Source organism: Microbacterium enclense (assembly GCA_038182865.1).
Lineage (GTDB): Bacteria > Actinomycetota > Actinomycetes > Actinomycetales > Microbacteriaceae > Microbacterium > Microbacterium enclense_B.
In genome coordinates, this window is the sequence record CP116226.1 from 2286860 (window position 1) to 2308844 (window position 21985).

Genomic DNA, 21985 nt, shown 5'->3' on the forward strand with positions numbered 1-21985 from the left:
GTGCCCCGTGGAGACCACCATCCGCGAAGAATGCGGGGTCGAAACCACATTCCTTGAGTGAAGATCGCGCGATCTTCCGCTTGTGTGAGAACCTTCCGGTATGGACACCGGCGTTCGTGCTTCCGCGGCATCCCTCCCGCTCGACGATGAGGAGGTGGACACCCTCACCATCGGCCGACGCATCCGGCAACTGCGCACCGCGCGGGGAATGACGCTCGATGACCTCGCCGGCGCCGTCGGCCGCGCCCCCAGTCAGATGTCGATGATCGAGAACGGTCGCCGCGAGGCGAAGCTCACGCTGCTGCAGGCGATCGCCCGGGCGCTGGAGTGCAAGCTCGATCAGATCCTGGATGCCGAGCCCCTCGACGCCCGCACCACGCTCGAGCTGTCGGTGGAGCGGGCGATGCGCGGTCAGACATTCCAGGCGTTGGGAATCGCCCCGTTCCGCGTGGGGCGGTCGGTGCCCGACGAGGCGCTCGCCGCGATGCTCGCTCTGCAAGCCGAGATCGAGCGCCTGCGCGAGGAGCGCTCCGCGACGCCCGAGGAGGCTCGTCGTGCGAATGTGGCCCTGCGTCGACTGATGCGCACGCAGGACAACCATTTCCCGGAGCTGGAGAGCGTGGCATCCGGGATCCTCGAAGCCGTCGACCACCCCGGCGGGCCGCTGACCCAGCGGGGGGCGAGCGACATCGCCGCCCACCTCGGCTTCACCCTGCATTACGTGCCCGATCTGCCGTCGTCGACGCGGAGCATCGCCGACGTGAAGAACGGGCGGCTGTATCTGTCGACGAAGGTCGCGAAGGGCGACCCGCGCGCGGCGGTGCTGCAGGCGCTGTCGAGCCGGATCCTCGGACATGGCGAACCGACGAGCTACGACGAGTTCCTGCGCCAGCGCGTCGAGACGAACTACCTGACCGGGGCGCTGCTGATGCCCGAGGCGCACGTCGTCGCCGCCCTGCGCGAGGCGAAGGAACGGCGCTCGATCAGCATCGAGGATCTCCGCGACGCCTACGCCGTGTCGTACGAGACGGCCGCGCACCGGTTCACCAACCTCGCGACGGTGCATCTCGGCATCCCGGTGCACTTCCTCAAGGTGCACGAGTCGGGGACGATCACGAAGGCGTACGAGAACGACGACGTGAACTTCCCGACCGATCGCCTCGGCTCGATCGAGGGGCAGATGTGCTGCCGGCGCTGGACGAGTCGCGTCGTCTTCGAGGAGGATGACCTCTTCAACCCGTATTACCAGTACACCGACACCGGCAACGGGACGTACTGGTGCACCGCGCGCGTGGAGCAGTCGAGCGAAGGCGCGCACTCGGTGAGCGTGGGGGTGCGCTTCGACGACACGCGGTGGTTCCGCGGGCGCGATACGCCGAATCGGGGAGTCTCTCGGCACGCGGTCGAGACGTGCTGCCGCCGCGCGCCCGCCGACCTCGAGGCCGCGTGGCGCGGGCAGGCGTGGCCGAACGTACGCACGCCGCGGACACTGCTCGCCACTCTGCCGACCGGGGCGTTTCCGGGGGTGGACACGACCGAGCTGTACGAGTTCCTGCAGGCGCACGCGCCGGAGTGAGCGGCGGCGGTGACATCTGCGGCCCTGGTGGGCGGCGATCGTGCTGTGCTGCGGGGCCGTGCTGTGCTGCGTTCGTGCTGAGCTGCAGGGTCGTGCTGTGCTGCGGTCGTGCTGTGCCGTCGTGCTGTGCGGGTGGGCACCCGCCCCGGCTGTGCCGTCGTGCGGTGCGGGTGTGCGCCTGCCCCGGCTGTACCGTCGTGCGGTGCGGGTGTGCGCCTGCCCCGGCTGTGCCGTCGTGCGGTGTTCGTCTTCGGCATGCCGGTTTCAGACGTCACCTCCCCGGCGTGTCGGCCCGGGACTCCGCCTGACGGGTCGGCACGGGCGGTGCGCTCCCGCCGGGCGGTGCCCGTCGGGCGCCCACCGGTCGGTCCCGTCGGGCGGAGTTCTTCTTCGACACGCGGGTTTCGGATGCCATGTCCTCGGCGTGTCGGTCTGGATCTCCGCTTGACGGTTCGGCTGTCGGCCCGGATCCCCGCCTGACGACGCGGTGGTCGGCGGTGACGTCCAGGCCCGCACGGTTCGGAAGGGTGGAGGGGTTGCGCGAATACCTGACGCGTGTAAGGTTTCTGACCAGTGAGCTCCATCCCCCCGGAGCGCTTTCGATGAGGAGAGCCAGTCATGAAGCACACCCTCGCGGCATCCACCGCGATCGTCGGACTCGTCCTGGGCGGTTTCGCCGCGGCGTCCCCGGCCGTTGCGGTGCCGCCCGCCGCACCGTCCACGAAACCCGGCCCCCCGGAACACCCTGGTCCACCCGCCCACGCCGGCCCGGGCGCGCGCGACCTCGAACGCTACGCCGACGACACCTGGACCTCCCTCGCGGCGATGGCCCATGAGAACACCGGTCTTCCCGACGACAACATCGGCGGCGCGCTCGATGAGTCCACGGCATCCGGTTACACCTCGCCGACCAACATCGGCGGGTACCTCTGGTCGACGGTGACCGCGCGCGACCTCGGCATCATCGACGCGGACGAGGCGCGTGAGCGGCTGACCGCGACGGTCTCGACGCTGGAGACGATGGAGCGCAACGAGGGCAGCGGCATGTACTACAACTGGTACGCGCCCGACACCGGAGCCAAGCTCGAGATCTTCCCCACCTCGGGCGAGGTCATTCATCCCTTCCTCAGCACCGTCGACAACGGGTGGCTCGCGGCGGGGCTGCGGATCGTCCGCGAGGCGGAGCCGACGCTCGCCGACCGAGCCGACGCGCTGTACCGCTCGATGGACTTCTCGGCCTTCTTCGACGCCGCGGGGGCCGCGGGCCTGCCCGCCGGAACCAACCGCGGCGGCTTCTGGGAGGCCCCTCCCGGCGACGGATGCGCCGTCGAAGCGCCGATGTACAACGGCAGCGGCGAGACGGCGTTCTATACGTGCCACCACTACGACACCACCGTCAGCGAGAGCCGTATCGCCACGTACCTCGGCATCTCCGACGGCTCCATCCCGGCGTCCGGTCTCTACGGCACACACCGCACCATGCCCGCGGGATGCGACTGGGCCTGGCAGGAGCAACTTCCCACGGGAGTGACCCGCACCTACGACGACGTCGACGTGTACGAGGGCGTGTATTCCTACGAGGGCATGTCGTTCGCGCCGAGCTGGGGCGGCAGTATGTTCGAGGCGCTCATGCCCGACCTGCTCATCCCCGAGGCCGAGTGGGGCCCGCGCTCCTGGGGTGTGAATCACCCGATCACCGTCGAGGTGCAGAAGCGTCACGGCCTGAAAGAGGCCGGCTACGGCTACTGGGGCTTCTCGCCGGCCAGCAACCCGTTCGGCGGGTACAGCGAGTACGGCGTCGACATCGCCGGCATCCGGTCCGACGGGTACACCTCGGATGCCGAGAAGACCGACGTCGACATCGACCGTCCCGGCTGCACGGACGGGAAGAACCCGAACCCGACGTTCGGCGACGGGGTCGTCACCCCGCACGCGGCGTTCCTCGCCCTGCCCTACGACCGGCAGGGGGTGCTGAAGAACCTCCGGGGAATCGAGAAGAAGCTCGGCGCATACGGTCCCGGCGGCTTCTACGACGCGGTCGCCGTCACGAGCGGCACGATCGCCGAGCGGTACCTCTCGTTGGATCAGTCGATGATCATGGCGGCGATCGGCAACGCGCTCACCGACGACTCCCTCAAGGACTACATGGTCGATGACAGGATGGAGCAGAACCTCCGGCCCGCCATCGAGCAGCAGGTCTTCGGCTCGTCGTGGGGTGCCTCGCGTCACTGACGGTCCGCCCGCTCGGTGCCCGGTGCCTCGCGGAGGTGCCGGGCACCGGTGTGTGCGGAGGGGGAGAGGATGCCGATGACCGACGCCGCCACTCCCCGCGCGCGCCGCGGGAGTTACGCCAAAGGGCAGCAGACCCGCCAGCGGATCGTCGACGAGGCCGTCGTGGTCTTCGCTCGATCGGGCGTCACCGCGGGGTCGTTGCGTGAAGTCGCGACGCGTGTCGGCCTCACACCCGCAGGACTCATGCACCACTTCGCCTCGAAAGAGGACCTGTTCGCCGAGGTGCTGCGTCAACGCGACGAGCGCGTGCGTGCCGCCGCGGGCGACCCTGACGAGCACGGCCTCGTCGAGCAGATGCAAAAGGTCGTCGCGCACAACGCCACCGCCCGCGGCCTCACCTCGCTGTACACCCTCGTCGTCGCCGAGGCGGGAGACCCCGCCCACCCCTCGCACGAGGCGTTCGCCGAGAGGTATCGCCGCAGCGCCGACACGGCCGCGGCGTTGCTGCGGGCGGGACAGGCGGCCGGCGAGGTCCGCGCCGACATCGACCCGGCGCGCGCGGCGCGGTTGCTGAGCGCCGTGATGGACGGGCTGCAGCAGCAGTGGCTCCTCGACGAGTCGGTGGACATGCCGGCGTTGTTCGCCGAGTTCGTGCGGGGGTATCTCCGGCCTCCGGCCTGACTTTCTCGGCATTCGGTCACGGTGTGCCGTGGTCGTCGTCGGGCGTGCCGTCGGGCGGAGTTTCGGGTGACATGCGGGTGTCCGGATGCCGGGGCTCGGCGTGTCGCCGAGGAACTCCGCGTGACGGTGCGGGGCGGGCGGCTGTCGGGATTGTCGTGGGTTGGTGTGCCGGGGTGTGCCGTCGGGCGGAGTTCGTGGCGACGCGCGGGGTCCAGACGCCGGGTACTCGGCGTGTCGCCGAGGAACTCCGCGTGACGGTGCGGGGCGGGCGGGTGCGGGGATTGTCGTGGGTTGGTGTGCCGGGGTGTGCCGTCGGGCGGAGTTCGTGGCGACGCGCGGGGTCCAGACGCCGGGTACTCGGCGTGTCGGCGGTGAACTCCGCGGGACGGTCCGGGGAGCGCGAGGGGGAGCACCCGGAGGGGGGGCAAACGGTTCGGCGGCGAACGGTGGAGCCCGGCTACGGCCGCGCGCGGTGCAGGCCGCGATCGATGTGGGCACGGATGGCGAGCTCGACCGTCGGCCAGTCGTGCACGACCATCGCGTAGTCGAAGCGGAGGGTGGCAAAGCCCCACGCGGCGGCGTGAGCGTCTCGGACGAGGTCGCGGTGGCGGTGATCGGGGCCGACGTGGTTCTCGGCGCCGTCGACCTCGACGATCAGGCGCTCGCCGATGAGAAGGTCGACGCGCCCGACGGAGACGACGCCCTGTTGCGTCCGTACGTCGATTCCCCAGTGGCGCAAGCGCCACCGCACCAGCGTCTCCAGTCCGCTCTCTGCATCACGCCGGGCGAAGGCGATCGCCTCCCGGCCGGCGTCGTTCGTGCAGGCTTCGAGCCACGTGATGTCGGCATCCTGAATCTTGTTCTGGTGCAGCGCCGATTCGAGCGCGACGACGAACTCTTCGACCCCTCGGCATCGCAGGACCTGCCGGAGAGTTTTCGCGACCGTGGGGAGGCCGAAGGCGTCGGCGGTGTCGTGGTCCCAGTGCGGTACCTCGCCCTTTCCGCGTCGATGTCCGCTCGGCTTGAGGCCCACATGCAGGGGCTCCGGGTGAGCCAGGACCCAGAGTCCGTGATGTCGCGCGGCGCTGACGCAGACCGGCGCGCCTCCAAGGAGCGCGGCGCGGATGACGGGTTCGCAGGTATCAGCCTCCGCGTACACGCCCCGCCGCAGGCGAATGAGGGTCCCCGCCCGGAGCGCGCCATCGATCATGCGTCGGGTCATTCCCGCGGTGAGCAACTCCGCGCGGGTGCGGACGGATGCCGTGATGCACATCGTCCGAGGGTGGCGGAAGGTGCCTCCTGCTCGTGGCGACCCGACCTCGAATTGTGGATGAACCGACGGATTCGTCATCTGAGGAGGAGAGGTGGCGGCGGCACGAGCCGTGTTGCCGGGTGCCGCGCCGTCAGGCGGAGTTCGGTCCCGGCGCGCCGCCGCAGCGGGTCGTGCAACGGCGTGTCGCGCTTGAACTCCGCGCGACGGTACGCGGGCGGCCTGGGGCGCGTGCGGGCGGCGGCGGTTGGCGACCGCGCCGTCAGGCGGAGTTCGGTCCCGGCGCGCCGCCGCAGCGGGTCGTGCAACGGCGTGTCGCGCTCGAACTCCGCCTGACGGCCCGGAAAGGGGCGTTCGCCACCCCGCTGACGGCTTGCACCCGTCAGGTTATGCGCTTAAACTCAACCACGACGTGCAGAGAAGCGCCCGACGACGGGTGCCCTGGTTCGAGGAGGAACACGATGAAGAAGACACGATGGAGCGCTGTGGCCGTGGTCGCCGCCGCCGCGATCGCCCTCACCGGGTGCGGACGCACCTCCGACACCGGGTCAGGTGCCGCCGAGGCGAGCACGATCGGTGACGCCAAGGCCGAGGGCACGCTGACGATGTGGGCGATGGGCGCCGAAGGTGAGGCGCTGCCCGCCTTCGTGAAGCAGTTCGAGGAGGCGAACCCCGGAGTGACCGTCGAGGTCACGCCCGTGCCGTGGGATGCCGCGTACAGCAAGTTCCAGACGGCGATCGCCGGCGGCAACACCCCCGACCTCGCCATGGTCGGCTCGACCTGGATGGCCGACTTCGGTGACGCGCTGCAGACGGTGCCCACCGACCTCTCCACCGACGGGATCTTCCCCGGCGCGATCGATTCGACCATGATCGACGACCGCGCGACCGGTGTGCCCTGGTACGTCGACACACGCGTGCTGTACTACCGCACCGACATCGCGGCGCAAGCGGGGTGGAACGAAGCGCCCACCACGTGGGACGACCTCAAGCAGATGGCCGCCGACATGCAGTCCAAGGGCGGTGCCGACTACGGCATCCGCTTCCCCGCCGGCAACGACTCGTTCCAGGGCAACGTCTGGATGCCGTGGTCGAACGGTGCCGAGCTGGAGGACGGCTCGAAATGGACCCTCGACACCCCCGAGACCGCCGAAGCGTTCGAGTACTACCAGAGCTTCTACACCGATGGCGTCGCCAACCCCGCCGCCGACCGCTCGGCCGGCGCCCAGGAGGCGGACTTCGTCTCGGGTAAGACCCCGATGCTCATCGACGGCCCCTTCCTGATCGGCCAGCTCGAGGAGTTGGGCGGCGAGGGCTTCAGCGACAAATTCACCACCGCGGTTCTTCCCGCGAAGGAATCGTCCACGTCGTTCAGCGGCGGTGCGAACCTCGCGGTGTTCGACAACTCCGACAACGCCGCCAGCGCGTGGAAGCTCGTCCAGTGGCTGACCGAGCCCGAGACGCAGGCCGCCTGGTACGCCGAGACCGGTGACCTCCCGGCCGTCCAGGATGCCTGGAAGGACGACGCCCTGGCCTCGTCGAAGACGCTCGCCGCTTTCGGCACCCAGCTCGAGACCGCCAAGTCGGTTCCCGCCGTCACCACCTGGGTGCAGGTCGCCGCGGCCGGTGACGCGATGCTCGAGAAGATCCGTCTCGGCCAGCAGTCGCCGGCCGACGGTCTGAAGGAGCTTCAGGCCACCGCAGACCAGCTGGGCCTGGGCTGAGATCATGACGCAGGCAGTCGTGGGCGCGACCGGACGGGCTCCCGCCTCCGGTCGCGCCCGCGCCGGCGGGGCGTCGAGCCGCCGCCGGCGCCAGGGATGGGTGGCGTGGGGCTTCGCCCTGCCGTTCGTCGCGGTCTTCGCGGTCTTCATGGTCGTGCCGATCGTCGGATCGTTCGCGATGTCGTTCACCGACTTCACGGCGCGCGACATCCGCTCGCCGTTCGCGGTGAACTTCGTCGGACTCGAGCAGTACATCGGTGTCCTGTCGGACCCCGTCTTCCTCACGTCGCTGGGCGTGACCGCGACGTTCGTCGTCGTCGGCATCCCGGTCACCATGGCGGTCGCCCTCGCCCTGGCCCTCGCCCTCAACGCCAGCACGGGACGCTTCGTCTCGGTCCTCCGTGTGGGCTTCTACGCTCCCGTCGTGACGAGCATCGTCGCGGTCGCGGTCGTCTGGCGCTACATCCTCCAGCCCGAGGGGCTGTTGAACTCGGCGCTCGCGATCATCGGCATCCAGGGTCCGGACTGGCTGAACGACACCTCGACCGCCCTTCCCTCGCTCATCGCGATGGCGGTCTGGCGCAACGTCGGCACGCTCATGGTGATCTTCCTCGCGGGGCTCCAGGCGATCCCCACCGACGTCAAGGAGGCCGCCCTCATGGACGGCGCCTCGTCGTGGCGGCGGTTGATCTCGGTGACGCTGCCGCTGCTGCGTCCGACGTTGCTGCTGGGCGCCGTGCTCATCTCGGTCGGCTTCCTGCAGTTCTTCGAGGAAGCGTTCGTGATGACCCAGGGTGGCCCGCTCAACTCCACCCTGTCGGTGGCCTATTACACGTTCAAGCAGTTCGGTTTCGGCGAGTACGGCACGGCTTCGGCCGCGAGTTACCTGCTGTTCCTCGCGATCGCCCTGCTCAGCCTCGTGCAGTTCCGTGTGCTGCGCGCGAAGGATTGAGGGATGCCATGACACTCACGTCCCCCGCGGCTCCGGCCGTCGTCGCCGAGACCGCCGAGCCGCCACGCCGTCGCCTCCGCTCCGAGAAGCGCGTCACCCCCGGTCGCGCGCTCACCTACACCGTGCTGGTGGTGGGTCTGATCGTCTGGATCCTGCCCTTCGCATGGATGCTCCTGGGCTCGGTCAAGACGCAAGCCGAAATCCTGCAGCGCCCGCCGACGTGGTGGCCGCAGGAGTTCACCTGGGAGAACTTCGGCGCCTGGTTCGGGCAGCTGAACTTCGGGCAGTTCTTCGGCAACAGCATCCTCGTGGCGCTGTTCACGGTCGCCGGCAACCTCGTGTTCTGCTCCATGGTCGGCTATGCGCTGGCGAAGATGGACTTCCCCGGCAAGAAGGCGCTGTTCCTCGTCGTCATGGTGACCCTGATGGTCCCCGGTGTCGTCACCTTCGTCCCGCTGTTCGTGATGGTGTCCTCGCTCGGGCTCGTCGACAGCTACGCGGCGCTGATCCTGCCGTTCGTCACGACGCCACTGGGGGTGTTCCTCATGCGGCAGTTCATGCTCGGCATCCCCGATCCGCTCCTGGAGGCCGCCCGCATCGACGGGGCCGGTGAGCTGCGGATCTTCGCCCGGATCGTCATGCCGCTGTGCGGGCCGCCGCTCGCGACCCTCGGCATCCTGACGTTCCTCGCCTCGTGGAACAACTTCCTCTGGCCGCTCGTGGCGGCGCAGACCGAGGCGAAGTACACCCTCCCGGTCGCGCTGTCGTTGTACTCGACGGGGCAGAACGCCACCGATTACGGCCTGTTGCTGGCCGGCTCGGTGCTGGTGATCGCGCCGATCATCCTGTTGTTCGTGTTCCTGCAGCGCTACTTCATCCAGGGCATCGCCTCGACCGGCCTCAAGTGAGGTGCCGGGGTGGGTCCCGCGCCCACCCCGCCTCCACCCCTCTGAGCTCCCGCCCGTCCGCAGACCGGCGGCCCCGAAAGGACCCCCCCCATGACCCACGCCCGCTTCCTCACCGCGCCCGACGGCACGCGCTTCCGCGACCTGAACGGCAACGGCGTGATGGACCCGTACGAGAACCCGACGCTCAGCGTCGAGGAGCGCACCGAGGATCTTGTCGCGCGCCTCAGCCTCGAAGAGAAGGTCGGGCTGATGTTCCAGACCGTCATCGAGGTCGGCGACGACGGGGAGGTGCTCGAGGCGCCCGGTCGCATCTCGAAGTCACCCACGACCACGGTCGTCGTCGATAAGCGGATGAACCACTTCAACGTGCATGCGATCCGCACCGCGCGCCAGGCGGCGACCTGGAACAACGCCCTGCAGGCGCTCGCCGAGACCACGCCGCACGGCATCCCGGTCACCATCAGCACCGATCCGCGGCACGCGTTCGTCGAGAACACCGGTGTGGCGTTCTCGGCCGGACCCTTCTCGCAGTGGCCCGAGGGGCTGGGGCTCGCGGCCCTCGACGACGTCGACACCGTGCGCGAGTTCGCCGAGGTCGCGCGCCGCGAGTACGTCGCCGTCGGCATCCGCGCGGCCCTGCATCCGCAGATCGACCTGGCCACCGAGCCGCGCTGGGGCCGGCAGGCCCAGACCCTGGGTCAGGATGCCGAGCGCGTCACGGCCTTCACCGCGGCCTACCTGCAGGGCTTCCAGGGCGACGAGCTCGGACCCGACAGCGTGGCCTGCACGACCAAGCATTTCCCGGGCGGCGGACCGCAGCTGGACGGGGAGGACGCGCACTTCCCGTACGGCCGGGAGCAGGTCTACCCGGGCGGCATGTTCGACTACCACCTCGAGCCCTTCCGCGAGGCCATCCGCCGCGGCACCGCGGGCATGATGCCGTACTACGGCATGCCGGTGGGTCTCGAGGTCGACGGGCAGCCGATCGAGGAGGTCGGCTTCGGCTACAACCGTCAGATCGTCACGGGCCTGCTGCGCGAACAGCTCGGCTACGACGGCGTCGTCGTCACCGACTGGGAGCTCGTCAACGACAACCATGTCGGCGATCAGGTGCTGCCCGCACGCGCGTGGGGTGTCGAGCACCTCACGGCCGTCGAGCGCATGGAGAAGATCCTGGATGCCGGCAGCGACCAGTTCGGCGGAGAGGAGTGCGTCGAGATGCTCATCGGCCTCGTGCGCTCCGGCCGCGTCGCGGAGGGGCGGATCGACGAGTCGGTCCGTCGCCTGCTGCGGGTGAAGTTCCAGCTGGGGCTGTTCGACGACCCGTACGTCGACGTCGACGAGGCCGAGCGCATCGTCGGCAACGCGGAGTTCCGTGCCCTGGGGGAGCGGGCACAGGCGCGCTCGCTCACGGTGCTCGTGAACGAGGACGCGGTTCTGCCGCTCCGACCGGTCGGGAAGGTCTACGTCGAGGGCTTCCGCACCGACGACGTCGCCGAGCTCGGTGAGGTCGTCGGTGACCCCGCCGAGGCCGACATCGCGCTCGTCCGCATCGGCGCCCCGTTCGACCCGCGCGACGACCTCTTCCTCGAGGCGTGGTTCCACCAGGGCTCCCTCGAGTTCGCGCCGGGCCTGGTGTACCGGCTCAACCAGATCGCGGCATCCTGCCCGCTCGTGATCGTGGTGAACCTCGACCGTCCCGCGATCCTCACCCCGTTCGTGGGCCACGCGGCGGCGATCGTCGCCGACTACGGCAGCTCGTCGACGGCCGTGCTCGACGCCCTCACCGGCCGCGTCCCCCCGCGCGGGCGCCTGCCGATCGAGATCCCCCGGTCGATGGATGCCGTGCGTTCCTCGCGTGAGGATGTACCGTCGGACACCGGCGACCCCGTCTTCCCCGTGCACCACGGGCTGGAGCTGGCCGGGGTGACGGCGGGGCAGAGGAGCTAGGGCAGCTGATGGCGGAGGGGCAGGCGACGCGGCGACCGACCGTGTACGACGTCGCGCAGGAGGCGAACGTCTCGATCGCGTCGGTGTCGTTCGCGTTCCGTCGGCCCGACAAGCTCAGCGACGCCACGCGCCAGCGCGTGCTCGACGCGGCGCGGCGCCTGGGGTACGCGCCCAGTGCCGCCGCCCGCGGGCTCGCGCACGGCCGCACCGGCACCCTGGGCCTGCACGCCTTCGATCTGCTGCTCGAGCGGGCCGACCCGATGGCGCAGCCGCTCAGCGGTATGCAGTCGCCGCCGTTGGACACCGGGGGAGTGATCCCCTGGGGCCAGACCGACGACGACGTGCTCTCGGACCCGCGCGCGTTCCCTCTCTACGTCGACGAGGTGCAGCGCGGCTTCGAGCTGGAGTGCTGGGCGCTCGGGCGCCCGGTGATGCTGAGCAGCGGATCCGATGCCGACGTCTCGGTGGCCGACACCGTCGGACGCGTCGACGGGCTGGCGATCTTCCCCTCCCCGCAGACGGCGCCGACCCTCGCGCGACACTCCCTGAGCATCCCGATCGTCCTGTTCAGCACCGCCCCGGCCGATGACCACCACCACCGCGTGCGCGTCGACAACGCCCGCGGGATGCGCGCGCTGGTCGCCCACCTCGTCGAGGAGCACGCAGCGATCGATCTCGCCTTCGTCGGGCGCCTGGAGGCGACGGATGCCGTCGAGCGCCGCGACGCGATGGTCGCGGAGCTCGAGGTCCGCGGCATCCGCCCCCGCCCCGAGATCATCGACGCGACGGTGCGTGGCGACGACGAGCTCGTCCCGCAGGTGCGCGCGCTGATCGCGGAGGGGCGGATGCCGCAGGCCTTCGTCTGCGCGACCGACCAGAACGCCTTCACGCTGCTCGACGTGCTCGCCGCCGAGGGGGTGCGGGTGCCGGCCGACGTGATCGTCACCGGTTTCGACGGCACACTCGGCTCGCGCCTGACAGCGCCACCGCTGACCACCGTGCGCCAGCCGATGGAGGCGATGGGTCGCGCGGCCGCGCGGATCCTCGCCGGCACCGCCGGTTCGGTCCCGGAGGGCGGCGTCTTCGACGTGGTGTTCGAGCCGCGGGTGCTGGTCCGCGAGAGCTGTGGCTGCTGACGTCGGCACCGGCTCGGCGGTGGTGTGCCGCGGGACGGCTCGCGGTGGTGGGGCGGGGTGGTGTGCCGTCGTGCGGGGCCGTCCGGCTCGCGGCGGCCGAAGCATCGGGCGGCTGTGCCGTCGTGCGGGGCCGTCCGGCTCGCGGCGGCCGAAGCATCGGGCGGCTGTGCCGTCGTGCGGGGCCGTCCGGCTCGCGGCGGCCGAAGCATCGGGCGGCTGTGCCATCGGGCGGAGTTCGTGGGCGACACGCCGCTGTGGGATGTCGTAGGGCGGCGTGTCGGTCCGGGAGTCCGCCGGACGGCTCACGGGTGCGGGGTGGGGCGGCGGTGCCGTCCGGCGGAGTTCGTGGGTGACACGCCGGTGAGGGATGCCGGAACCCGGTGTGTCGGGTGGGATCTCCGCCGGGCGGCTCGCGACGGCTCACGGCGGCCGGGGTTGCCGAACGGTTCGCCGTGGTCGGGTGCCGGACGGTCGGGGCGGGGTGGCTCAGGCCGCGTTCCACCGCAGCCGCGGGGCGCCCAGACCGGCTCGGAGCGCCGCGGGATCGGCCACGGGGAACATCGTGACGATCCGCCCGTCCACCGCGTACGCCAGGGCCGCGGTGCCGCCGGGGGTCGGGATGCTCAGCGCGATGCGGGCGGTGCGGCCCTCCGACTGCTCGGTCAAGGCGTCGTCGCGGGCCAGCAGGGTCGAGGCCGCCGCGGTCGCGCGTGACAGGAGCGTCTCCGACGACGTCCACGGCAGCAGCGCCCCGGCCTCGAGTCCGCACGCGCGCTCCAGCTCGCCCGACACCCACCGCTCGCGCTTGAGTCCGTAGGGGGTCGGGGTCAGCGACAGCAGATAGCCGTATACGTGCAGCACGCCGGCATTTCCCACCGGCCACTCCGCCTCCAGGCCCGCGCGACGGTGCAGCTCGTCGAAGACCGCCCGGGGGAGTACCGCTGCGCCGACGTTCTCGTCGATGACCGTCGAGCGGCCCCACGCGGCGAATCGTGCCGCGGTCCGGTCTTCGGCGAGGGCGGCGGCGAGCCAGGGAAGGGAGTCGATCGCGGAGGCGGGATCGGTCCCGGCGAGACGCGCCGCGGCGTCGAGGTTCTGCACCGCTCCACGCTACGACGCTTCGCCGGATCGTTTACACGGCGTTCATCTGGTATGGACATACCGTCCACATTGGAAGCGCATCATGGACGGAACGTCCACGACAGGAGCTTCCGTGCCTCGCACCGTCCTCATTCTCGACTTCGACGGTACCGTCGCCCTCGGCGACGGCCCCCTGCTGGCCTACGCCCGCGCGGTCGCCGCGCACGCTGCATCCGCCGACGCCCTGGTCACCGCCGTGGCCGCCCACCTCGCCGCGCCCTCGGGTGACGCGATCGACGGCTACGACGTCGTCCGTCGCGTCGCGGTCGCCGCGGGGATCGGCGACGACGCGCTCGCCGCCGCCTACACGGCCAGCCGCGCGCAGCTCGGAACCCCCGAGGCACCGGTCACCGTCGCCGTCGGTCTCGCGGAGTTCCTGCGGACCACGGATGCCGAGCGCCTCCTCGTCACGAACGCCCCGGCGACGCGGCTCGACGAGGCTCTCGCGTCCCTGGGTCTCGCGGGGCTCTTCGATCGCGTCGTCACCGATGCCGCCAAGCCCGCGGGGCTCGAAGCGCTGCTCGACTCTCTCGATGAGGGCGTGCCCGTCCTCGCGATCGGCGACGTGTGGCGCAACGACCTCGCCCCGGCGCATGCCCGCGGTCACGCCACCGCCCTCGTCGGCGGCTACCCCGACCCCACCGCCGAACCGACCTATCGCGCCGAGACCCTCGACGAGCTGCTGCCGGCGCTCGCCCAGTGGGTCGCGACCGCTCACGTCCCTTTCTCCGCCTGATCTCCACCCGACCCGCAGAAGGAATCATGAACACTCGTCGTCTCCGCCTCACCACGGCGCTCGCCGCGGCAGCCCTCGCCTCCCTCACCCTCGCCGGCTGCTCCGGTACCGCCGGCGCCGACTCGGCCGCTCCCGCCGCCGACCCGAGCTCCCTCGTGCTCGCCCTCGTCCCCTCCCAGGACCAGGCGAACCTCGTCGACACCGCGAAGCCCCTCACCGACATGCTCACCGAGAAGCTCGGCATCCCGGTCACCGGCGTCGTGTCGAAGGACTACCAGGCCGCCGTCGAGGCGATGGGCGCGGGCCAGGCGCAGATCGGGTTCCTCCCGTCGCTGCAGCTGTGGCAGGCCAACGACCGTTACGGCGCCTCGGTCGTGTTGCAGACCGAGCGCAACGGCAACATCACCTACCCCGGCCAGTTCATGACGAACGACCCCGACAAGTACTGCTCGACGCCCGTCGTGGAGCGGGACGGCATGAGCTTCTGCAACGGAGCCGACGCGCTGAAGGGCCCGGCCGGACTCGACTCGATCACGAAGATCGCCGGTGCGAAGGTCGCGGTGCTCGGCCCCGGTTCGCCCGCCGGCTACATCTACCCGATGCTCGCGCTGAAGGAGGCCGGCGTCGACATCGACAGCGGCTTCCAGAAGGTGCCCGTCACCGCCAACGACGCCTCGGTGCTCGCGGTCTACAACGGCGACGCCGAGGTCGGTTTCAGCTTCTGGGACGCTCGCACCCTCGTGCAGAAGGACAAGCCCGACGTGGGCCAGAAGGTCGTCGTCTTCGGCCTGACCAACGAGATCCCCAACGACGGCGTCGCGGTGTCGAAGGACCTCTCGGCCGACCTGCAGAACAAGATCTCCACTGCGCTCGAGGAGTACTCCAGCACCGATGAGGGGTCGGCGGCACTCAAGGCCGTGTACTCGATCACCAAGCTCGCCCCGGCCGACCCGTCGTCGCTCGACGTCGTCGCCCGCGCCGCGCAGGAGCTCGGACTCCAGTGACCACCGGTTCACTGACCCAGGGCGTCGAGGTGCAGGCCTCGGCGCCCTGGGGAATCCGTCTCGACGGTGTCTCGGTGCGCTACCCCAACGGCACGATGGGGCTGCGCGACGTGAGCGTCGACATCGCCCCGGGCGACCTGGTCGCCGTCGTCGGGCTCTCGGGCTCGGGCAAGTCGACGCTCATCCGCACGATCAACGGTCTTGTCCCGGCGACCTCGGGCACGGTCGAGGTCGGCGGACGCCGCATCGACGGAGCGTCCGGCAGGCGGCTGCGCGAGACGCGCGGACACATCGGCATGGTGTTCCAGAGCTTCAACCTCGCGGGACGCACGAGCGTGCTCAACAACGTCCTCGTCGGGCGCCTCGCGCACACCCCGCTGTGGCGGACGCTCCTCGGCGCCTACCGCCCCGAAGACCGGCAGCTCGCGTTCGAGGCCCTCGAGCGCGTGGGTCTGCTCCCCAAGGTGTGGGACCGGGCCTCCGCTCTCTCGGGCGGCCAGCAGCAGCGCGTCGCGATCGCCCGCGCGCTCACGCAGCAGCCGCGGATCGTGCTCGCCGACGAGCCCGTCGCGAGCCTCGACCCGCCCACCGCGCGCGGCGTCATGAACGACCTCCGTCGCATCAACGACGACCTCGGCATCACGGTGCTGGTCAACCTGCACCTGCTCGATCTGGCGCGCGAGTACGGCACGCGCATGATCGGCATGCGCGCCGGGGAGATCGTCTACGACGGGCCCGCGGCATCCGCCACCGACGCCGACTTCGCCGAGATCTACGGACGCTCCGTGACCGCCGCCGACAGGCTCGAGCGATGACCTCGCTCACCGTCCCGCCTCGTCCGCGCGGACGAGGGATGCCGTGGACCGCGGCGCTCGTCATCGTCGCGGTCACGGTGGTCATGTGCCTGCCGGGCGTCGGTGTCGGCCTCGACGTCGCGGCGATCGCGCGCAACTGGCAGCAGGGGGCGCTCCGCATCGTCGAGCTGCTCACCCCCGACTGGACGTTCTTCCCCCGCACGGTCGGTCCGATCCTCGAGACGCTGCAGATGGCCGTCATCGGCACGGCCGTGGGCGCGGCGATCTCGCTGCCGGTCAGCTTCTGGGCGGCCCGGCCCACCAATCCGTTCACCCCGACGCGGGCTCTCGTGCGCGGCATCCTGAACGTCATCCGCGCCGTGCCCGAGCTCGTGTACGCGGCGGTGCTCGTGGCGATGGTCGGGGTCGGGGCGCTGCCGGGCATCCTGGCGCTCGTGCTGTTCAATGTCGGCATCGTCGTCAAGCTCGTGTCGGAGTCGATCGACGCCACCGACGCCGGACCGCTCGAGGCCGGGCGCGCCGCGGGCGGAACCCAGGCGCAGATCAACCGCACGATCGCCCTCCCCGACACCTGGCCGACGTTCGTGTCGCAGACGCTGTACGTCTTCGAGCTGAACGTCCGCGCCTCCACGGTGCTCGGTCTCGTCGGCGCGGGCGGCATCGGCCTCCTCATCGATGCCGTCCGCACCTTTTATCGCTACGACCAGCTGTCGCTCGTCATCCTCGAGATCCTCGTGATCGTCGTGGTGCTCGACGCGGTCAGCGACGCGATCCGCCGGAGGCTCGTATGACCGTCCTCGCCCCCGTTCGCTCGGCGGCGCTCGCCGTGCCCGCGCGCCGACGTCGGCCGCTGCGCGCCCTGTCGTGGGTCGTCGTCACCGTCGTGGTCGTCGCCGCGTTCTGGTCGGCCGACATCACGTGGTCGCGGCTCGGCGATCTTCCCGCCGAGATCGTGCGTTACCTCGGTCTGATGTTCCTCTCACCGAACTGGGAGAAGCTCCCCGAGGCCCTCTGGCAGACCTGGCGCAGCGTCGAGATGGCGTGGATCGGCACGGTTCTCGGCATCCTGATCGCCACCCCGCTCTCGCTCGTCGCGGCGCGCGGATTCGGTCCGGCACCGGTGCGGGTCGCCCTGCGCTTCGTCTTCTCGCTCGTCAGGGCTGTTCCCGAGCTCGTCTTCGCGATCATCATCCTGTCGGTCACCGGCCTCACCCCGCTCACCGGGGCGCTCGCCCTCGCCGTCGGGGGAGTGGGCACGCTCGGCAAGTGGGGCTACGAAGCGGTCGAGAACGTCGCTCCCGGTCCTATCGAAGCGGCGCGGGCCGCGGGCGGATCGACCGCGCAGGTCTTGCGCTGGGGCGTCTGGCCGCAGGCGGCGCCGACGTTCTTCTCCTTCTGGCTCTATCGCTTCGAGATCAACGTCCGCGCCTCCGCCGTGCTCGGCCTCATCGGCGTCGGCGGCATCGGCGACATGCTCACCTCCTACACCCAGTACCGTGAGTGGTCGACGGTGGGGATGCTCCTGATCGTCGTGGTCGTCGTCACCGTCGCGATCGACGCCGTGTCGGGCCGCATCCGCCGCCGCATCATGGAGGGTCCCCGTGTCCGCTGAGGTGCCCGTGACCGCCCGCATCGCCGCCGTGCGCAACTCTCTGCAGCCGAGCGAGCGGCGCGTCGCCGACCTGATCGTCGACGAACCGGATGCCGTGATCGAGCTGACCGCGCAGCAGATCGCCGACCGCGTGGGCGTGGGCCGCTCCACGGTGGTGCGCGCGTGCCAGACGTTCGGGTACCGCGGGTATCCGCAGCTGCGCGTCGCGCTCGCCGCCGAACGGGGGCGCCGGGCGGTGCCCCCGGTGGCCCAGGACGGGGCTCTCGGCGGCATCCGCTCCGCGATCGATCGCATCGCCGACGACCTGCGCGCGGCCACGAGCCTGCTGGATGCCGAGGGGGTCTCCGAGGCCGTAGACGCTGTGGTCGCTGCCCGGCGGCTGCTGGTCGTGGCCAGCGGCCTCTCGGCGCCGGTCGCCACCGACCTGGCGATGCGCCTGACCGCGGTGGGACGCCCCGCCGAGACCATCGGCGACCCGATCGGCCAGCAGATCGCCGCGCGGCATCTCTCGCCCGACGACGTCTGCGTGGTCATCAGCGGGTCGGGGGCGAACGAGGCGAGCTTGCGGGCCGCGTCCGCCGCCCGCACCGCCGGGGCGCGCGTGATCGCGTTGACGTCGTTCTCCGCCTCGCCGCTGACCGAGCGCGCCGACCTCTCGCTCGTGCTGGCCTCGGGCGGGACGTTCCGCGACGAGCTCGAGCACACCTCCCGTATCGCGCATGCCGTGTTCGCCGAGGCCTTCGTCGACGCCGTGGCCGCCGCGCGCGCGGGGGAGGCCGACCTCGCCCGCGCCCGCGTGCTCGAGATCCTGTCCGACAACCTGGGCGACGCAGGCTGACGTCTCCGCGGCGTCGGCCGGTGGCATCCTGTGCCGTCTTGCGGGGTTCGTGGTCGACACGCCGTGCGGGATGCCGGGTTCCCGGTGTGTCGGGGGTGAGGTCCGCTCGACGGTCCGGCCCGTGGGTGGTCGACGTCCGGGCGTCGGCCGGTGGCATCCTGTGCCGTCTTGCGGAGTTCGTGGTCGACACGCCGTCCGGGATGCCGGGTTCCCGGTGTGTCGGGGATGAGGTCCGCTCGACGGTCCGGCCCGGGGTGGTCGACGTCCAGACGTCGGCCAGTGGCATCCTGTGCCGTCCTGCGGAGTTCGTGGTCGACACGCCGTCCGGGATGCCGGGACCCCGGCGTGTCCGGCACGAACTCCGCCGGACGGCCCGCCCCTCAGCCGCCGGACGGCCCGCCCCCCTACCCCGCGAGTCGCAGCGCGGCCCACAGCTCCGCCCGCGCGGCGAACGACGACAGGTCGCGCGCGACCACGCGTTCGGCCTGCGCGACGCGGGCGCGCACGGTGTGACGATGGATGCCGAGCGCCTGAGCCGTCGCCTCGTGCGAGCAGTCGTGTGCGAGCCAGGCGTCGAGAGTCTCGACCAGCGCCGAGCCCTGCTGCGCGTCGTACCGCCGCAGCGGTTCCAGGGAGCCCTCGGCGACCGCGCGTGCAGCCTCCGAGCCCAGCGCCGCGAGAAGACCCGCGCGGGCGGTGTCGGCGAAGTCGGCGACCCCGGGCGCCGCGACCCGGTCGCGGGCGGTGCGCGCCTGCGTGAGCGCGCGCGAGAACCCGTCGTACCCGGTCGGGGCGGAGCAGCCGACGACCGTCTCGAACCGCTCGGCGATCTCGTCGAGCAGGTCTCGGCCGCCGGCGGGAACCACGACGACCACGCCGTCGTCGCCCCGTCCGAAGAACAGGTCGCCGCGCCGCTCGTGGGCGCGCATCTCGAGCCACTCCGTGAGTGCTGTGGAGCGGGCGGACGCCGCAGGAGTGAGCGCCACGACGATGGGGGCGGTGGGCAGCGGGCCGAACAGGTCGCGAGCCGCGCGACGGGCCATCGTCGGATCGTCGCTGCCGAGCGCCTGGACGAGGCCCGCGCGGAACGTGCCGATGGCGCGGCCGAGGCCGTCCTGCTGCTCCAGGGCCAGGGCCGCCATCGCGACGACCGCGGTGATCACACTGCGGGCCTCGTGGTCGAGGTCGTCGGCGGCGATCGCGAGAGCACCGCGCAGGTGGCCGCCCCGACCGAGGGTCTGCACGCTCACCGACGTTCCCGCGGTGCGCAGCGTCGAGGCGGCGCGCGTGCCGCGCCGGAGCAGGGTCTCGACTTCGGCGGCGACGGCCTCGACCTCGTCCGCCGGGAGCGACCCCGCGGGGTGGGCGGTGCGCAGCGCTCCCGCGGCGTCGAAGAGCCCGACCCAGCACTCGAGCTGGCGCGAGAGCTCGGCGAGCGTCGCCGAGAGTCCGTCGGGCCGCAGTGCCGCCAGCGAGACGGCTCGCTGTGCGGCGAGCGACCAGCTGCGGCGCGCGTACGCGTCGGCGGCGATCGCCTCGGCGCCGGCGCGGGCCACGGCGATGAAAGGCGTGCGGTACGGCACCTCGAACAGCGGCATCCCCGCGGTCAGGCACGCGTCGAGGAGGGGGGACGGGATGCCGTCGCGCACGACCTCCGTGCCGAAGCCGAGCGCGCGGACGCCCCGGGCGTGCAGCCGCCCCACGTACGCGTCGTAATCGGCAGCGGTCGCGTGCGCGAACTGCGTCCCCGTGGTCAGCAGCACGAGGCCCTCGCTGAGGAACGGCGTCGGATCCGAGAGGTCGCTGGAGTGCACCCACCGCACGGGACGGTCGACGCTGCCGACCGGCAGAGACGCCTCGTCGACGGCGAGACGCAGCCCGAGGTCGCGGCGCGCGAGGAGGGCACGCAGGTTCGGGGGCGAGACGTCGGTGTCGACCATGAGAGCTCCTGTACGAGACGTATACGACAGTGCCTGCGACTGTACAGGGGGGAGAGTGCGGCTCGCCGAGCGGCGTCCGTAGCATCGCGGCCATGAGCCTCGACACCCTCCCCACCGTCGGCGGTCCCTCGCTCGCCCAGGAGCGCCGCCTCGTCACCGCCATCCCCGGGCCCCGCTCGCAGGAGCTGCTCGATCGCAAGGCCGCTGCCGTGGCATCCGGTGTCGGGCACACCGTGCCGATCCACGCCGTGGCCGCGGGTGGAGGAGTCGTCGTCGACGCCGACGGCAACTCGCTCATCGACCTCGGCTCGGGCATCGCCGTCACGAGCGTCGGCAACGCCCACCCCGCCGTCGTGAAGGCCGTGCAGGAGCAGGTCGCCGCCTTCACCCACACGTGCTTCATGGTGTCGCCCTACGACTCGTACGTCGCCGTCGCCGAGGCCCTCAACCGCCTCACCCCCGGAGATCACGCGAAGAAGAGCGCGCTGTTCAACTCCGGCGCCGAGGCCGTCGAGAACGCCGTGAAGATCGCCCGCAAGCACACGGGCCGCCAGGCCGTCGTCGCCTTCGACCACGCGTACCACGGCCGCACCAACCTCACGATGGCGCTGACGGCGAAGAACATGCCGTACAAGAGCGGTTTCGGCCCCTTCGCGGCCGAGGTGTACCGCGCGCCCCTGTCGTACCCGTTCCGTGACGGGCTCTCCGGCCCCGAGGCCGCGGCCACGGCCATCTCACTCATCGAGAAGCAGGTCGGCGCAGAAAACCTCGCCGCCGTGATCATCGAGCCCATCCAGGGCGAGGGCGGCTTCATCGTCCCCGCCGAGGGGTTCCTGAACGCGATCGTCGACTGGTGCCACGAGAACGGCGTCGTCTTCATCGCCGACGAGGTGCAGTCGGGCTTCGCCCGCACCGGCGCGATGTTCGCGAGCGAGATCTTCGGCATCGTTCCCGACCTCGTCACCACCGCCAAGGGCATCGCCGGCGGCCTGCCGCTGGCGGCCGTGACCGGGCGCGCCGAGATCATGGATGCCACCCACACGGGCGGGCTCGGAGGAACCTACGGCGGCAACCCGATCGCGTGCGCCGCGGCTCTGGCATCCATCGACGCCTTCGAGAACGAAGGGTTCGTCGAGCGTGCCGGGGAGATCGGCGCGCTCGTGAAGGCGCGCCTGAACGACCTGCAGGCGAAGGACCCGCGCGTCGGCGACGTGCGCGGACACGGCGCGATGATCGCCGCCGAGTTCGTCGATCCCGCCACCGGCGCCCCCGACGCGGCCCTCACCGCCGCCGTCGCCAAGGCCGCGATCGCCGAGGGCGTGATCGTGCTCACGTGCGGCACCTACGGAAACGTCATCCGGTTCCTGCCGCCGCTCTCGATCGGCGACGAGCTGCTCCACGAGGGTCTCGACGTCGTCGAGGCCGCCCTCGCGCGCTCCTGACGATCGTCCCGGCGGCGGCGTCGACCCGA

At 71.2% G+C, this 21985-nt stretch carries 18 protein-coding genes; 15 read left to right on the forward strand and 3 right to left on the reverse strand.

The genetic code is table 11. The features are described 5' to 3' along the window. Positions 1–100: 100 nt before the first annotated feature. From PIR02_10700 to PIR02_10710, 3 genes are all read left to right on the forward strand, one after another. Positions 101–1576: a helix-turn-helix domain-containing protein gene (locus PIR02_10700; protein WZH35248.1), complete on the forward strand. Its 1476-nt coding sequence runs from the start codon at positions 101–103 to the stop codon at positions 1574–1576. A 618-nt stretch (positions 1577–2194) separates the two neighbouring features. Further along, on the forward strand, positions 2195–3808 hold the full coding sequence (locus tag PIR02_10705; protein ID WZH35249.1) for a glucoamylase family protein: 1614 nt from the start codon (positions 2195–2197) through the stop codon (positions 3806–3808). A gap of 69 nt (positions 3809–3877) precedes the next feature. Next, complete coding sequence (locus tag PIR02_10710) at positions 3878–4489, forward strand: TetR family transcriptional regulator (GenBank protein WZH35250.1); 612 nt, start codon at positions 3878–3880, stop codon at positions 4487–4489. 457 nt (positions 4490–4946) lie between these two features. On the opposite strand, the gene PIR02_10715 is transcribed toward PIR02_10710, so the two are convergent. Continuing rightward, complete coding sequence (locus PIR02_10715; GenBank protein ID WZH35251.1) at positions 4947–5762, reverse strand: type IV toxin-antitoxin system AbiEi family antitoxin domain-containing protein; 816 nt, start codon at positions 5760–5762, stop codon at positions 4947–4949. Between the two features lie 458 nt (positions 5763–6220). On the opposite strand from PIR02_10715, the gene PIR02_10720 reads away from it, so the two are divergent. The 5 genes from PIR02_10720 to PIR02_10740 all read left to right on the forward strand — a co-directional run bounded on the left by PIR02_10720 (position 6221) and on the right by PIR02_10740 (position 12429). After that, positions 6221–7483 (forward strand): extracellular solute-binding protein, encoded by a 1263-nt coding sequence (locus tag PIR02_10720; GenBank protein WZH35252.1) that lies wholly within the window; start codon positions 6221–6223, stop codon positions 7481–7483. A gap of 4 nt (positions 7484–7487) precedes the next feature. Beyond that, complete coding sequence (locus PIR02_10725; protein WZH35253.1) at positions 7488–8435, forward strand: sugar ABC transporter permease; 948 nt, start codon at positions 7488–7490, stop codon at positions 8433–8435. A gap of 8 nt (positions 8436–8443) precedes the next feature. After that, complete coding sequence (locus PIR02_10730) at positions 8444–9343, forward strand: carbohydrate ABC transporter permease (GenBank protein ID WZH35254.1); 900 nt, start codon at positions 8444–8446, stop codon at positions 9341–9343. A gap of 90 nt (positions 9344–9433) precedes the next feature. Then, the gene (locus PIR02_10735; GenBank protein ID WZH35255.1) at positions 9434–11293 is read left to right on the forward strand and encodes a glycoside hydrolase family 3 N-terminal domain-containing protein; all 1860 of its coding nucleotides are present in this window, start codon (positions 9434–9436) and stop codon (positions 11291–11293) included. An 8-nt stretch (positions 11294–11301) separates the two neighbouring features. Further along, complete coding sequence (locus PIR02_10740; GenBank protein WZH35256.1) at positions 11302–12429, forward strand: LacI family DNA-binding transcriptional regulator; 1128 nt, start codon at positions 11302–11304, stop codon at positions 12427–12429. 486 nt (positions 12430–12915) lie between these two features. Here PIR02_10740 and PIR02_10745 read toward each other — a convergent pair whose 3' ends face one another. Beyond that, positions 12916–13530, reverse strand: a complete 615-nt coding sequence (locus PIR02_10745) for an amino acid deaminase (GenBank protein ID WZH35257.1) — start codon at positions 13528–13530, stop codon at positions 12916–12918. A gap of 112 nt (positions 13531–13642) precedes the next feature. On the opposite strand from PIR02_10745, the gene PIR02_10750 reads away from it, so the two are divergent. Genes PIR02_10750 through PIR02_10775 form a run of 6 tightly spaced genes read left to right on the forward strand, consistent with a single transcriptional unit; the run spans position 13643 to position 18574 of the window. Further along, complete coding sequence (locus PIR02_10750) at positions 13643–14305, forward strand: hydrolase (protein ID WZH35258.1); 663 nt, start codon at positions 13643–13645, stop codon at positions 14303–14305. 26 nt (positions 14306–14331) lie between these two features. Continuing rightward, entirely contained in the window at positions 14332–15309 is a 978-nt protein-coding gene (phnD, locus tag PIR02_10755; protein WZH35259.1) for a phosphate/phosphite/phosphonate ABC transporter substrate-binding protein, read from the forward strand. Continuing rightward, entirely contained in the window at positions 15306–16124 is an 819-nt protein-coding gene (phnC, locus tag PIR02_10760) for a phosphonate ABC transporter ATP-binding protein (protein ID WZH35260.1), read from the forward strand. The genes phnD and phnC overlap by 4 nt, the downstream gene beginning before the upstream one ends. Beyond that, a complete protein-coding gene (gene phnE / locus PIR02_10765; protein ID WZH35261.1) occupies positions 16121–16915 on the forward strand; it encodes a phosphonate ABC transporter, permease protein PhnE in 795 nt (264 codons plus the stop codon). The genes phnC and phnE (PIR02_10765) overlap by 4 nt, the downstream gene beginning before the upstream one ends. Further along, on the forward strand, positions 16912–17736 hold the full coding sequence (gene phnE / locus PIR02_10770; GenBank protein ID WZH35262.1) for a phosphonate ABC transporter, permease protein PhnE: 825 nt from the start codon (positions 16912–16914) through the stop codon (positions 17734–17736). Before phnE (PIR02_10765) ends, phnE (PIR02_10770) begins: the two co-directional genes overlap by 4 nt. Then, complete coding sequence (locus PIR02_10775; protein ID WZH35263.1) at positions 17726–18574, forward strand: MurR/RpiR family transcriptional regulator; 849 nt, start codon at positions 17726–17728, stop codon at positions 18572–18574. Before phnE (PIR02_10770) ends, PIR02_10775 begins: the two co-directional genes overlap by 11 nt. Before the next feature lie 404 nt (positions 18575–18978). On the opposite strand, the gene PIR02_10780 is transcribed toward PIR02_10775, so the two are convergent. Beyond that, positions 18979–20514 (reverse strand): PucR family transcriptional regulator, encoded by a 1536-nt coding sequence (locus PIR02_10780; protein WZH35264.1) that lies wholly within the window; start codon positions 20512–20514, stop codon positions 18979–18981. 92 nt (positions 20515–20606) lie between these two features. Between PIR02_10780 and gabT the strand changes: the two genes are divergently transcribed. Then, complete coding sequence (gene gabT / locus PIR02_10785; GenBank protein WZH35265.1) at positions 20607–21956, forward strand: 4-aminobutyrate--2-oxoglutarate transaminase; 1350 nt, start codon at positions 20607–20609, stop codon at positions 21954–21956. The last annotated feature ends 29 nt before the right edge of the window (positions 21957–21985 follow it).